Annotated in this window: 15 protein-coding genes; 10 read left to right on the top strand and 5 right to left on the bottom strand. The window is 46.0% G+C overall.

What is annotated here, in order from left to right:
* The first annotated feature begins 29 nt into the window (after positions 1 to 29).
* The 7 genes from RSX31_RS12765 (at position 30) to RSX31_RS12735 (ending at position 5,449) form a co-directional block, all read left to right on the top strand.
* Entirely contained in the window at positions 30 to 1,175 is a 1,146-nt protein-coding gene (locus RSX31_RS12765; RefSeq protein WP_148994919.1) for an acyl-CoA dehydrogenase family protein, read from the top strand.
* A 36-nt stretch (positions 1,176 to 1,211) separates the two neighbouring features.
* Positions 1,212 to 2,366, top strand: a complete 1,155-nt coding sequence (locus RSX31_RS12760) for a thiolase family protein (RefSeq protein WP_315634812.1) — start codon at positions 1,212 to 1,214, stop codon at positions 2,364 to 2,366.
* A gap of 62 nt (positions 2,367 to 2,428) precedes the next feature.
* Positions 2,429 to 3,544, top strand: a complete 1,116-nt coding sequence (locus RSX31_RS12755) for a CaiB/BaiF CoA transferase family protein (RefSeq protein ID WP_315634811.1) — start codon at positions 2,429 to 2,431, stop codon at positions 3,542 to 3,544.
* A gap of 118 nt (positions 3,545 to 3,662) precedes the next feature.
* The gene (locus RSX31_RS12750) at positions 3,663 to 4,058 is read left to right on the top strand and encodes a VOC family protein (protein WP_315634810.1); all 396 of its coding nucleotides are present in this window, start codon (positions 3,663 to 3,665) and stop codon (positions 4,056 to 4,058) included.
* 55 nt (positions 4,059 to 4,113) lie between these two features.
* Positions 4,114 to 4,266, top strand: a complete 153-nt coding sequence (locus RSX31_RS12745; RefSeq protein WP_187443197.1) for a hypothetical protein — start codon at positions 4,114 to 4,116, stop codon at positions 4,264 to 4,266.
* Between the two features lie 195 nt (positions 4,267 to 4,461).
* Positions 4,462 to 4,695 carry a hypothetical protein gene (locus RSX31_RS12740; RefSeq protein WP_315634809.1) on the top strand — a complete coding sequence of 78 codons (234 nt, stop codon included), beginning with the start codon at positions 4,462 to 4,464 and terminating at the stop codon, positions 4,693 to 4,695.
* Between the two features lie 73 nt (positions 4,696 to 4,768).
* Complete coding sequence (locus tag RSX31_RS12735) at positions 4,769 to 5,449, top strand: MBL fold metallo-hydrolase (protein ID WP_315634808.1); 681 nt, start codon at positions 4,769 to 4,771, stop codon at positions 5,447 to 5,449.
* Between the two features lie 181 nt (positions 5,450 to 5,630).
* Here RSX31_RS12735 and RSX31_RS12730 read toward each other — a convergent pair whose 3' ends face one another.
* Entirely contained in the window at positions 5,631 to 6,599 is a 969-nt protein-coding gene (locus tag RSX31_RS12730) for a helix-turn-helix transcriptional regulator (RefSeq protein ID WP_315634807.1), read from the bottom strand.
* A gap of 111 nt (positions 6,600 to 6,710) precedes the next feature.
* Between RSX31_RS12730 and RSX31_RS12725 the strand changes: the two genes are divergently transcribed.
* Together RSX31_RS12725 and RSX31_RS12720 are read left to right on the top strand one after the other, a co-directional pair.
* Positions 6,711 to 7,544 (top strand): SDR family NAD(P)-dependent oxidoreductase, encoded by an 834-nt coding sequence (locus RSX31_RS12725; protein WP_315634806.1) that lies wholly within the window; start codon positions 6,711 to 6,713, stop codon positions 7,542 to 7,544.
* A gap of 118 nt (positions 7,545 to 7,662) precedes the next feature.
* Entirely contained in the window at positions 7,663 to 8,370 is a 708-nt protein-coding gene (locus tag RSX31_RS12720; RefSeq protein ID WP_315634805.1) for a YwaF family protein, read from the top strand.
* Positions 8,371 to 8,451: 81 nt separating this feature from the next.
* Here the strand turns inward: RSX31_RS12720 and RSX31_RS12715 are convergent, their stop codons facing one another.
* The 3 genes from RSX31_RS12715 to RSX31_RS12705 all read right to left on the bottom strand — a co-directional run bounded on the left by RSX31_RS12715 (position 8,452) and on the right by RSX31_RS12705 (position 11,842).
* On the bottom strand, positions 8,452 to 10,194 hold the full coding sequence (locus RSX31_RS12715; RefSeq protein ID WP_315634804.1) for an ABC transporter ATP-binding protein: 1,743 nt from the start codon (positions 10,192 to 10,194) through the stop codon (positions 8,452 to 8,454).
* Between the two features lie 621 nt (positions 10,195 to 10,815).
* Positions 10,816 to 11,415: a dienelactone hydrolase family protein gene (locus tag RSX31_RS12710; protein WP_315634803.1), complete on the bottom strand. Its 600-nt coding sequence runs from the start codon at positions 11,413 to 11,415 to the stop codon at positions 10,816 to 10,818.
* Between the two features lie 100 nt (positions 11,416 to 11,515).
* The gene (locus RSX31_RS12705) at positions 11,516 to 11,842 is read right to left on the bottom strand and encodes a YnfA family protein (protein WP_315634802.1); all 327 of its coding nucleotides are present in this window, start codon (positions 11,840 to 11,842) and stop codon (positions 11,516 to 11,518) included.
* A 149-nt stretch (positions 11,843 to 11,991) separates the two neighbouring features.
* On the opposite strand from RSX31_RS12705, the gene RSX31_RS12700 reads away from it, so the two are divergent.
* Complete coding sequence (locus tag RSX31_RS12700; protein ID WP_148994908.1) at positions 11,992 to 12,360, top strand: YkvA family protein; 369 nt, start codon at positions 11,992 to 11,994, stop codon at positions 12,358 to 12,360.
* Positions 12,361 to 12,450: 90 nt separating this feature from the next.
* On the opposite strand, the gene RSX31_RS12695 is transcribed toward RSX31_RS12700, so the two are convergent.
* Positions 12,451 to 13,107 (bottom strand): DUF3885 domain-containing protein, encoded by a 657-nt coding sequence (locus RSX31_RS12695; protein ID WP_148994907.1) that lies wholly within the window; start codon positions 13,105 to 13,107, stop codon positions 12,451 to 12,453.
* Positions 13,108 to 13,138: the final 31 nt, after the last annotated feature.

Below are 13,138 nucleotides of genomic sequence, written 5' to 3'. Positions count from 1 at the left end.
AATGTGATTTTCATAGAGGAGAGGGTAACATGGAACACCTATATTTAACAGATGATCACGACATGTTCAGACGGTCATTACGGAAGTTTTTAGAAAAGGAAGCGTATCCTTACTACGATCAATGGGAGGAGGAGCGGATGATTCCCCGCTCCTTCTGGACGAAGATGGGTGAGCAGGGCTATCTCTGCCCGGATATCGAGGAACAATATGGTGGGAGTGAAGTGGACTGGGGATTCTCCGTCATCATCAACGAAGAGATAGAGCGAGTTGGGTCCGGTCTTGTTGGCATCGGGCTTCATAATGATATTGTGGTTCCCTATCTCACAGCTTATGGAACGGAAGAGCAGAAACAACGCTGGCTCCCTAAATGCGCGACGGGGGAAACCATTACGGCCATTGCGATGACAGAGCCGGGAACAGGGTCGGATCTTGCGAATATCAAGACAACGGCTGTACTTGAAGAAGATCACTATATCGTCAATGGTGCCAAAACCTTCATCACCAATGGGATTCACTCGGATCTGATTGTGGTCGCCTGTAAAACGGATCCAAAAGCGAGCCCGAAGCATAAGGGGGTCAGCCTGCTGGTGATCGAGGGGGATGCTCCCGGTTTATCACGGGGAAGGAAGCTGAATAAAGTAGGACTCCACTCTCAGGATACGGCGGAACTCATTTTCGAGGACTGTGTCGTACCGAAAGAAAACCTGCTTGGAGAAGAAGGGAAAGGCTTCGTTTATTTGATGGAAAAGCTCCAGCAGGAACGCTTACTCGTGGCCATTGCCGCACAGACGGCATCGGAAGTGATGCTGAACCAGACCATCGATTATGTTAAAAGCCGTGATGCTTTCGGAAAGCCGGTGAGCAAATTCCAGAATACTCAGTTCAAAATCGCGGAAATGGCGACAGAAATCGAAATGGGCAGGGCCTTCCTTGATCAGCTGATTGCTGAGCATATCGCAGGGGAAGATATCGTGACGAAGGTGTCCATGGCCAAGTGGAAGCTGACCGACAGTGCCAAGAAAATAGCAACCGAATGCATGCAGCTCCATGGGGGATATGGATATATGGAAGAATACGAGATTGCGAGGAGATTCCGGGATATTCCGGTTGCGAGCATATACGCAGGAACCAATGAAATCATGAAGACGATTATTGCGAAGAACTTAGGTTTATAGAGTACGGGAATTCAAAAGCAGAAAGGAAGATGAAACATGCGTGAAGTGGTCATTGTTGAAGGTGTGAGGACACCTGTAGGAAGAAGGAAAGGTGCTTTAAAGGATATCCGCCCCGATGATCTGGCGGCACAGGTCCTTGAAGAGGTGGTCAAACGTGCCGGGATTGATCCTGGACTCGTGGAAGATGTGATTCTTGGCTGCGTGTCTCAATCAGGGGAACAGGCAGGGGATATTGCCCGTGTGTCAGCTTTGATTGCAGGCTTTCCGATAGAAGTACCCGGGACCACCATTGACCGCCAGTGCGGGTCGAGCCAGCAGGCTGTCCATTTTGCCGCACAGGCGATTTTAGCAGGGGACATGGATGTCGTGATTGCAGGCGGCGTGGAGAATATGTCCAGAGTACCGATGGGATCCAACTATGGGGAAGCCGTCCCGTTTAGCCCGAAGCTAAAAGGACGCTACGAAATCATCCATCAAGGATTATCAGCCGAACGGATTGCCGAGAAATATGGATTTACCCGAAAGGAACTCGACGAATTCTCGGCCGAAAGCCATCGCCGGGCGTTGAAGGCACAGGCTGAAGGACATTTCAAAAAGGAGATCATGCCACTTCAAGTCACTGATGAAAATGGGGAAACCACCACTGTGACCGAGGACTCGGGTCCAAGGGAAGGGACGACTCCAGACGTTCTGGCCGGCTTGAAGACGGTCTTCAAGGAAGACGGTGTCATCCATGCAGGAAACGCGAGCCAAATCAGTGACGGGGCAGCCGTCCTTCTATTGATGAGCCGGGAAAAGGCAGAGGAACTGGGCTTGACACCACGCTTCAAGGTCCATACACGAGTGGTTGTCGGTTCTGACCCTACTTTGATGCTGACAGGACCGATCCCGGCAACTGAAAAAGTACTGAAAAAGTCAGGGTTGACGATTGAAGATATTGATGTGTTTGAGGTCAACGAAGCCTTTGCCTCTGTGCCACTGGCCTGGCTCAAGGAAACAGGAGCGGATCCTGAGAAACTAAACCCGAATGGCGGAGCGATCGCCCTCGGTCACCCGCTCGGTGCAAGTGGGGCACGCTTGATGCTTACCATGATGCATGAGCTTGAAAGAACGGGAGGCCGTTATGGATTACAGACCATGTGCGAAGGCCATGGAATGGCGAATGCCACCATCATCGAGCGGCTCGGTTAAGAATGAAATCCTGTTCCGGGTACGAATGAGCAGGTTCAAACAAGGAGGTGTGATATCCGACCATGCTGAAGGGCATTCAAGTAATCGACTTTACCAACTATATACCTGGACCTTTTACCACCCTGCGGCTTGCGGAACTTGGAGCGGAAGTGATCAAGGTAGAATCCCCGGAAGGAGATCCGGCAAGACATAATGGAAACGGCTTGGTGTTCAACGCTCATAACCGTGGCAAAAAAAGTATCGTCTTGAATCTAAAACAGGAAGAAGGGAGAAAGATTGCACTTGACCTGATCGAAAAGGCTGATGTGCTCATTGAAAGCTTCCGGTCCGGTGTAATGGAAAAGCTTGGTCTTGGTTACAAAGAGGTCAGGAGCATCAATCCTGCCATAGTCTACTGCTCCATCACTGGCTATGGGAACAGTGGGAAGATGTCTCAGCTCGGAAGTCATGATTTGAATTATATGAGTGTGAGCGGGGCCCTTGCACAGCTGAAGGACAAGAGCGGAAGACCGGTTCATCCGAGCCATACGTTTGCCGACTATATCGGCGGATTAACCGCAAGCGAAAGGATCCTGGCCGGACTTGTGGCGAGGGGGATATCAGGAGAAGGAAGCTATCACTGCGTTTCCCTTGCGGAGAGCATGGCTTCCTTGATGACCAATCATGTCCTGATTGAAAAGGAAACAGGATACCCACACGGTGTTCAGGTATTAAACGGTACCGTGATTTCATACGGGCTGTATGAAACGAAGGATAAGGGATTTGTCAGCCTCGCCGCCCTGGAGCCGAAATTTTGGCGGAACTTTTGTCAGGCTCTTGGCAGGGAGGACTGGCTGTCAGCACACTACTCGAAGCCGGATACGGAAAATCCCGTATACTGTGAACTGGTCGATTTGTTTAGGAACAAAACACGATCGGAGTGGTCCGGGTTTGGCCAGGAAGTGGACTGCTGTCTTACCCCGGTTTTGGATGCGGGAGAACTTGTTGAATACCCTTTTTATAAAGAAAAGGGATTTGTTACAAGGGACGGGCAAGTGGACATGTACGGGGATTTGAATCGAGGGGCTGCCAAACCGCCTCCGGAAAAAGGGGAACAGACCAAAGAGGTTCTGCGGGACTGGCTTGACGTCACGGATGAGCGGATACTGTATTGGGAGAAGAAAGGTATAATTGGATGAATAGATTAAGAGAAGATTCCATCTTGAGTTTGATGGGATATTTTGAAAAAAAGAAGGGTTTCTCCCTGTGATACCGAAATGATTATAGTGAATGATAGAATCCAGGGAGGTATGAACAATGGGAAGAATGGTACATTTCGAAGTGCACGTGGATGAAATGGAGAGAGCAAAGACGTTTTATGGTGAAGTATTCGGCTGGAAGTTCGAAGACTGGAGTGAATTCGCCGGAATGCCTTACTTTGGTGCGGTTACAGGGGATGAAAATGAGATGGGGATCAATGGTGCGTTGATGCAGCGTCAAAGTCCTCCACCAGAACCGAATCAACCGATGAACGGCTATTCGTGTACGATGGGCGTGGAAAATTATGATGAAACAGAGAAGCTCATCCTTGAACATGGGGGCAAGGTTGCCTTACCTAAGTACGCCCTGCCTGGTATGGCTTGGCAAGGTTACTACATAGATACGGAAGGCAATGTATTCGGGATTCATCAGCCTGATAAGGATGCGAAGTAGGATCATTATAGATTGATCGAAACGATGTTGCCTGACCCGCTGTGGGTCAGGCAACATGTGTGATTGGATGGCGATTGAATCACCCGTACTGGTCATGACCGGGCTATATGATGGAAATACAGGAATTGATATGGCGCGGGATATCTATCGGAATCTGCCAGATGGAAGACCGGAGAAGATGGCAGAGGTTGTGAAAGAGATTGAATAGGTGAGAAAACAGACGTCCTGAGACAGGGCGTTTTATTTATGGATGAATTCATCTAATGTGGTAAAATAAGGATGGATTCTAGGTGTTTAAGCAATTTTATAAAAATAATTGGGGATTATGCATTGAAATGGATGTACCAATCTTACCCCTTATCTCGAAGACATTGTTTTCATAAGAGGAAAAGAGGGATCAGCTGTGCTGAAAAAATTAAGAAAAACGATAAGCATCATCGTTCTGGCACTATCACTCTATGGATTGATTTCAAATAATAACGAATTGCTTCCTTTTACCATGGCTGGGTTGGCGGTCCTCATGGTAATCATGGGAGCAGAAGATCTTCAGAAAGATCGGAAATCGTATCGAAGTTATCTGTTTTTTGGCGTAGCGGCTTTCTTACTTATGGTTTTCATCCAAGGTATTATCTACTAATTCCTCCCATGAAAAGGAGAATTCTCCCTATTTGTTGAATTGATTAACGTGGAAATCTGGAGGGGGAGTGTAAGTGGATTATCTATTAGAACAGGTGAACAATCAAATATATGTGGTGGCGATTTGGGATGCTGAATGGAATACATATACGAATGCTTACTTTATTCAGGAGGATACTGGATTGACTGTGGTCGATTCGTGTAAAGAGGGTCACTCGGTGTTTCTTCAGCACGCCTTAAACAAAATCGGGAATACGGCTAACGATGTAAAGCTGATGCTCGTTACCCATGGTCATGAGGATCATGTGGGAGGGGTGTCGTTATTCACTGAGGCAAAGAAAGTCATTCATGCAGATGAGACTTTCACGGCTGCGTCTTCCATCAGTAGTGAGCTCCTTGATAGGGGAACGATAGGGAATTATGAATATACCAGAGTCGGCTATCATTCTCCGGGTTCTGTTATTTTCTTTCATCGGCCCACCAGAACACTATTCACGGGGGATTTCCTCTGTTTCTTTGGGGATCCTTTGTCGGATGGAGGGCTTGTCTCAAAAGGAGATGACCTAAGACAAGCCTGGATTGAATTCCTTCAAGGTGGCGGGGTTTCAAAGGGGGATTTACCACAATTTCTGACTGGACTTAGAATCATGAAGGAATATGATCCGTGCGTGATGTGTACAGGACATGGGGGAGTGTTGGTGGGAGATCTGGACGTGTTCCTTGATGAGTTAATCGCTATTGTAGAAAAGAGATGAAAAAGGAAGGGAAGGGTGGAAGTAGATAGGCCCAACCCTTCTTTTTTCAAAGGGATACTTTTTCTTCCGTGTCCTAAGGTCATTAAATACATGATGGAAATGGAGTAATACCAAAGTCGGCAAGTGAAATGGTGTTTATCATGGGAATTCTGCATTCGTTTTTCTATAACGTATCGGAGAATTATTCCTTTCCTTGATAAAATGAAACGGCAGCCTCAGCCATCTCAAGGATCTTCTCTTTCAGGCCGTGGGGTTTTATTACCTTAACCTGGTCGGCAAACCCCAAAAGATATCCCTTTGCTTCTTCTTCTGTATCAAACGAAAGGGTCACGGGTATCCAGGATGGCCCATTTCGTTCTCCGACTTCAAGTACCCGGGCAAATCGTCCGGTGAATGTGAGTCTAGATAAAACCTTTGGTGAGACCTCGACATTCACTTCATAAGAGGGAAGTTTCTGAATGAAGGATCGAGTGGAGGATGACCAGTACTGAGCAAGGTCGAATCCTTTAGGTCTCTCAAACGTTTCGTCCATAAGGTCGACTGATTGGATGCGGGAGACCCTGTAATTTCGGATATCCCCGTTTTGCTTAGTTCCAACGAGATACCAGAGGTCACCCTTCGCTATGAGCCCGAGTGGTTCTACCACGCGGTCATCCGTTTCCCCATCGGCACGTTCGTAAGTGATGGATAATTTGATTTCCTGAAATATCGCCTCTTTGATGATTTCAAGGGAGGCAGTCTTGTTTTTCTGCTTTCGCCAGGAGCTTGTGTCGATATGGATCCGGTTCCAAACATCCTTCGCGTTCTTACGGTAAGTGTCTGGGAGGGAGGCAATCAGTTTGTTCCTTGCTTCCTCGGTCGTGCGTGTCAGACCGAGGTCCTCGAGGAGATGAAGCGAAGGTGAAACGAACAGAGCACGGATTTCCGATTCCTTCAAGCCGGTCAGATCCGTCTTATAGTCTTCGAGTAAGGACCACCCCCCGTTTTTGCCACGCTCTGCCACAACGGGGATCCCTGTTCCGCTCAATGCGTCCATGTCCCTGTAAATCGTCCGCTCGGAAACTTCCAATCTCTCTGACAGTTCTTTTGCGGTCATTTGGCCGTGTGTTTGTAATAATAAGAGAATGGATACTAGTCGGTCGCCTCTCATTTTTTCACCTTTTTCATGAATGGATTAGTTATATTTAATTAAATATGACAGTTGGTGTCAAGAATAGGATCGTATAATAAACGTATCTTATAGATGAAAGGAATGGGATATATGAAATCACTGACTGGTAAGGTTGCACTTGTTACGGGAGGAAGCAGGGGAGCAGGACGCGCGATTGCCGTTGAATTGGGGAAAGCCGGAGCGACGGTATATGTCACGGGACGCAGCACAAAAGGGAATTCCACGCAAAACTTTCCTGGAACGATTGACGACACGGTTTCTCAAATAGAAGAGGCTGGTGGGAAGGGGAATGCTGTTCGTTGTGATCATACCATTGATTCAGAAACAGAAGCGGTCATCAAGCAAATCCGTGAAGAACAAGGCAAGTTGGATATTCTGATCAATAATGTGTGGGGAGCCCATGACATCGGAGTGAATCCGGGACCGTTCTGGGAACTGCCGCTTACCAATTGGGATACGATGTTCACGGCCGGGGTGCGGGCTCAGCTGGCGACAAATCACTTTGCCATCCCGTTGCTCCGTGAGAATAAAGAATCTCTCATCATTCACACGACTTTCTGGGATGATGGCAAATACACGGGGCAGTTCTATTATGATCTGGCGAAAAATGCACTGGTGCGTATGGCGTACGGACTTTCAGAAGAACTAAAAGCAGATAATATCGCGATCCTTGCCGTTTCGCCGGGATTCATGAGGACAGAGCTTGTACTCGACCATATGGGAGTGGACGAGGAACATTGGCAGGAATCTGAAGACTTAAGGAAATCGGAGACCCCTTATTATGTTGGACGTGCCATCACGGCGCTAGCAATGGATCCAGGGGTGATGGAGAAGACGGGTCACGTGTTGAAAGCCGGTAACTTGGCGAAGGAGTATGGATTCACGGATGTGGATGGACGTTATATTCCGCCGTTTACGATGTAGGATGGGGGTCCCCCTTTTAAAGGGGGCTTTTTCTATTTGTAAACTCCATTCTTAATCAACCTATAAGCCGAATAGACTATTCATGATAACCACTTTCAAAAGGAAAAGGGGTGGCATGATGTTTTCGGTGACAGAGATGCGTACGTTCGAGTTGTTTTCTGTTCCACATATTGCTGTGCTTTTGATGTTTGTGGCTATATCGTTTATGCTTGTATACTTTAGACGCTTCCTGAAGAGGTATCAGTCATACATGAAGGGGACGTTATTCTGGATGTTGGTCCTGTCAGAAGTATCGTGGCATATCTGGCTCGTCGCAACAGGGACTTGGGAGGTTGGGGATCTGCCTCTGCAGCTCTGTTCCGTCAGTACCTTTATCGCGATTTATTTATTCCTGAAGCCGAATCAGAAGGCATTCTATCTGCTGTTCTTTATTGGATTTCTTCCTCCCATCTTAAGCATGGTAACACCTGAAATGGCATATCAATTTCCTCACTTTCGCTTTCTTAAATACTTCCTTCACCATGGAGCCATTGCGTGGTCCGTCCTATATTTCATCGTGTATGAGGGATACCGGGTGCCAAGAAAAGCTGTATGGACCGGCTTCCTGATGGTCAATCTTCTTGCCCTGCCGATCTTCTTTCTTAACCTTCTTCTCGACACGAATTTCTTCTACTTAGCCAATCCGACGGAATCTAAAACGATCCTTTCCTTTTTCGGTTCGGGTGTCATGTATTATATCACTCTGGAAATTACGGCACTTGTGGTGTTTTTCGTCACGTATCTTCCGATGGGGATGCTTATGAAGAGGGAGAGGTTGAATGGGTAACCCTTTTCTGATCTCTTTTCGGTGGAAGTGAAATAAGTGAATCTGAAAGGCTCTCCCACTATTCCGGTAGGAGAGCCTTCTTTAAACTTGAAACTCAAACTGCTTCGAATACAGTCTGGAATATGGACCTTCTTGTTTTAGTAATGCTTCGTGGGTCCCTTCCTCAACAATCTTTCCATCTGACAAAACCACAATTCTTTCAGCGTTCCGGATGGTCGATAAACGATGGGCGATCACGAGCGTCGTTCTTCCCTTTGCAAGTGACTCCAGGGATTCCTTGACGATGCATTCGCTTTCGTTATCCAGGGCACTCGTTGCTTCATCGAGAATGAGGATGGGCGGGTTCTTCAAGAAGACACGGGCGATACTGACCCGCTGTTTCTGTCCTCCGGATAATCGCACGCCACGCTGTCCGATCTCGGAATGATACCCTTGTGGCAAACGGGTAATGAATTCGTGGGCGTTCGCCTGCCGGGCAGCCATCATCACTTCTTCGTCTGTCGCTTCCGGATGCCCGTAGCGGATATTATCCATGACGGTTCCTGAAAAAAGGTACACATCCTGCTGCACGATCCCGATGTTGCTTCTAAGGAACTTCAAGTCCATGCCTTTCACATTTTCACCATCTACATAAATCCCGCCAGCCGTGACGTCATAAAAGCGCGGGATGAGGGAGCTAAGGGTCGTCTTTCCGGCTCCGGATGGTCCAACGATGGCTGCGTATTCACCTGGTAGGATCTCCAGAGAAAGATCTTTGAATACCGGTTCTAAGGACGAGTCGTAATGAAATGATATGTGTTTCAATGAAATGTGTCCCTTCACGTTAGAGAGAGACTTTGCTTCAGGCTCATTCTCGATGACCGGTTTGGTGTTCATGATTTCCATGAACCGCTGAAAACCTGTGATCCCCTCCTGGAATTGCGTACTCATATGAGTGAGCCTCTGGATCGGTTCGATCATAAAGCCTATATAAAGCAGAAAGGTGATCAAATCAGGCAGGTCCAGGGACGCATTCACAATCTGAATGGATCCGAAGATGACGATGGTGATTGTAATCAGTTGAATGAATGCTTCCGTCCCGTTATAGAAGTAAGCTTCTGCACGATAGGTTCCCTTCCTGCTCTCCATGAATCGTTGGTTCTCCCGGTTGAATTTACTGATTTCAAGAAATTCATTGGCAAACGACTGAGCCACGCGGATACCGGATAAGGAATCCTCCACCTGGGCATTGATATCGCCAATCCGTTCTTTGTTATCCGTCAACGCCCGGTTCAGCCTCTTATTGAAATAAAGCGAAAAGAAACCGAGGACCGGAAAGAAACAGAAGACGGTAAGGGTAAGAGGAGCATTGATAAAGAACAGAATCCCAAACGCTCCAATAAAACGAACTAAATACTTCACATAATCTTCCGGTCCGTGATGATAAAGCTCCGATACCATTAAGAGATCATTCGTCACCCGGCTCATCAACCGGCCCGTCTTTTCTTTATCATAAAAGCTGAAAGAAAGCTTCTGGAGATGAGCGAATAACTCACCTCTCATATCGGTCTCCATTCGTGCCCCGATCTCATGTCCCTTGTAATCCACAATATAATTGCCGATATTTTGGGCAATCACAAGAAGAATCATCAAAACGCCGACCCAAAGGACATCGGTAAAAGCCGTGGAAAGACTCCCGGCCAGAACATCCTTTGTCACATAACGAACAAGCAACGGAAAAACGAGAGTCAGGGAAGACGTGATCAACGCACAGAACAACACAATAAGAAAAATCGAACGATACGGTTTGTAATACGAAAGAAATTTTTTTACTGGAAATGACATAATATACCCCTTTATGTGTTAGTTCACAAAACACATATAAGGGGGAAGACCGTCAACGTTAAAAAGGTGTTCCACCCTTATATGATTGTACGGTTACCAAAGCAATGTTTCTCATGAAAACAGCCTCCTTTAGTTTCGATATATTTATTATATGATGGAGGTGCGGGTAAATAAAGTTAATTTTCTGATAATAAAGATGAATCATGTGTAAAGAACAAATGGATAAAACTTTCATCACAAGGTATCCAGTTTTGATTCAAATCTCTATATAAAAGTTGAGGGTGAATGGGTGATGGAGTGGAAGGGGTAACGCAAAATGGTGATAAGGTACGAATTCAACAATTACTAGAGGCAGGGGTATACACCTAAAATGGCGGCCATCTTTCCCCATGCCCGAAAGAATGTAAATCAGTCATGAATACAGTACAGAACAGACGCGAAAACAAAAAAAGATTTTTAGAGAAAGAAGAGATAGTAAAGAACAACAACAACGCGCGTGTGACGGGAGCGCGTTGGGATTGTTTCCGTGACCTGAATAATAGATCTAAAACCAGAAATGGGCTGTCGATCATTTAGAACTTGTATGATGTTTTTGTCAGAAAAAAAGAGTAATAGACCAAATTAACCCTTCCAAACATCCAAAAAATCTATGATTCTATCCTTTGTCTTTTGTGCGGATTCTTTATGAAAGTTTGACGAATAGGGGTCACTGAATCCATGTTTACCGCTATATTTCTGAATGTCGATGTGCTTTCGTCCTAATGCCGCAATGACTTCGTCCACCTGAAAGGAGGGTTCTTCTTCTGGGAAAAACAACATGGTTGGACACATCGGTGTGACCTCCAAATAGTTTCTAATGCGTGAACCGTAGAAGCCGATGACACCATCAACCTTTTCATATTCACTGCATAACCAGGCAACCGTTGCCCCCACACTGAACCCTATGATCACGACTCGTTTGTATTCCCGTCGATAGGTTGAGAGAATGGCCTTTATTTTTTCTGACGACTGTTCAAAGCCTATGTGCTCTATGAAATGTTGGAAAGCAATTTCTTCTTGAGAATAATCAAAAGAATATCCTTTTTCTAATAGATCCGGGCAGATGACGTCATTTCCCAGTTCTGAGATGAATTTGCAAAAGCTTTGTATATGCTGGTTGATTCCGTAAATTTCGTGAAGTACTATGACGAGTGTACTGGAGTTTTGTTCAAGTTGAAACATGTTAACCCCTCATATTCTTAAATATATTATTAGGAAGAGGAGGCTCGGAAGGGAAGGACCTTCTACATGCATTTTTATTACTTCCCGGAAACGTGTTTGTCTACTGCCTTGGACCAAGCAGCATCACACCAACCCCAACCAAACAAATCCCGGCACCAAGCCAGTCATACACATCTGGAGTCTTCTTATCGATGCCCCATCCCCATAGGACGGACAACACAATGAACACCCCGCCATAAGCGGCGTAAACCCGGCCGAATGAGGGGAAGGACTGGAAGGTAGCGATGACTCCGTACAGGGCAAGGGCGATTCCGCCTGCAAGTCCCCAAGAGATTGGCTTCCCTTCCCGTAGCCATAGCCAGATGAGGTAGCCCCCGCCGATTTCTGCGATCCCGGCAAGGACGAATAAGATGATTGCATTTAGCATGTGGATCACTTCCTAATATAAGTTTATGTATTTGGATTATAACGTACTTCGATGCCTAAGGTTTAAAACTCACATTTCCAAACATTTGTCTATTTCCACCAAACCTTCTACAATATAAAGAACAAGAGATGGTTGGAGGTGGAAGTAAAATGGATAACACCGAAAAGCATTATTCAGAGGAAAAGTTTTGGGATAAGTTGAAAAGATACGGATTGAAGGCGGGACATTCCGTCGTGTATACGGCTCTGCTCCTTTATTTTGTCCTGCAAAAGCCGGATGTTCCGAAGAAGTCGAAGATGATCATCATCGGGGCACTGGGGTATTTCATCCTTCCGACAGATTTCATTCCCGATATGGCCGTAGGAGTTGGTTTTACAGACGACTTAGGTGCCTTGGGTCTTGCGTTATTGCAGGTGGCCATGTATATCGATGATGAGGTGAAAGCGAAGGCCAAGGCGAAGTTGAGTGACTGGTTCGGAGAAGATGTGGATACGTCTGAGGTTGATGGGAAGTTGTAGGGAGATCCTTTGGAAGAGAATCATCCCTTTGCTCCAAAATAATAGGCGCCTGGGTCTGATGAGTTCCCTTTTCAGGCCAAGCGCTTTTTTTTATTGGTTATTCATCATGTCATCAATCTGTACCCGGTCATAATCTAATATCCAATTATTACATTCTCTGTATAGGGAACGCAGGTCCTCTTTATCAGACGCAATGATGTCGCAACCACGGTCATCATATAGATGAAAAATCATCTTTCGTGTGACATTCACGAAGTAAATATCTATACCCGCGTGTTGGGAACCTTTTAAAAGTTGAGTCGGATGGGGGAAGTCCTCGCAGGAAATCGCCATTAGGAGTGGTTGATATCGGATATCATGCTTTTGACAAGGCAGGATGAACCGATGTGTGACCATGTTTTCATCTTCTTCTTTAATATGGAAGAGCTCATAAAAAAGCTTGTACCTAGTGTCTTTACGCCTGACATATTTCTGATACACCTTTGTGGGTCTATTCTCAAGAAAACGGTCATCCTTCATGGTATGAACATCCGTAATAAGAAGGATATCATCTGAATCCTTGAATACCTGGTCGAATAGACGAGTGGTTCGATCCTTTATTTGCTTCAGGTTCCTCTTGTTCAAATGATTCACGCCAGGAATGGATATTTCAAAGCGCAGACCATATTTAGATGAATAAAATAGGGATGGCCGAAGCACTAGACCGTCGAAATGATTTTGCATAAAAGGGTATAATTTATTCTGCATACAAGACTCCTATTGAAATGATTGATATGGA

Origin of the sequence: Rossellomorea yichunensis (genome assembly GCF_032337515.1) — a bacterium.
Taxonomy (GTDB): Bacteria; Bacillota; Bacilli; order Bacillales; family Bacillaceae_B; genus Rossellomorea; species Rossellomorea yichunensis.
The sequence above is the reverse complement of the archived record's forward strand: the minus strand, read 5'-3'. Positions and strand labels throughout refer to the sequence as shown.